General features: G+C 63.3%; 1 protein-coding gene. It reads right to left on the bottom strand.

Annotation, left to right across the window (positions count from 1 at the left end; all coding sequences use genetic code 11):
* Positions 1 to 242: 242 nt before the first annotated feature.
* On the bottom strand, positions 243 to 522 hold a 280-nt coding region (locus AC1DZC_RS20375; RefSeq protein ID WP_477044555.1), incomplete at its 5' end, for a hypothetical protein.

The following is a 522-nucleotide window of genomic DNA, read 5'->3' as shown; positions in this document are numbered from 1 at the left end:
GGCGTCGAGCTGGCGGTTCGGATCGGCCGGTTGCGGCGCGATGGCGGGTCCCGGGTCAACCGCGTCCATCGTCTCGGGATTGCGGGCGTTCGGGGTCGTGAGGGGATCGATGCTGTCGGCCATGAGGCTCTCCTGAATGTCCCCACCGCCATGGCGCGCGTACCGACAATGTTGAATCGAAGGGCTTCAGACCAGCCTCGCCACTCGCGCGGCACGGGCTGGATGACCTTATCTCTTCATCATCACTGTRTCTCCTCGACGACTGGCGGCCTGTCGTTGCACGCGAGATCGTCCAGCTTCCGCCATTCCTCCACTTCCATCTCGTTCCGCGTGATCATCACATCCGCATAGGTATCCATCTGGGTGGTAACGCCAGGGCGAACGATGACCCACACGTCCCGGATGTGCGCCATCCGGGGGCATCCGCTGACACGGGTATTCTCCAGCGCCTGCGCCAGCCATTGGCGGGACTGGGGCCAATGCGGGAACAGATAGTCCATGGCCTGAAAGAAGGCAGGAGGA

The sequence above is a fragment of the Cellulomonas sp. P2_B4 genome (assembly GCF_056404795.1).
Note: the sequence above shows the minus strand (reverse complement) of the source record. Positions and strands in the feature narration are given on the sequence as shown.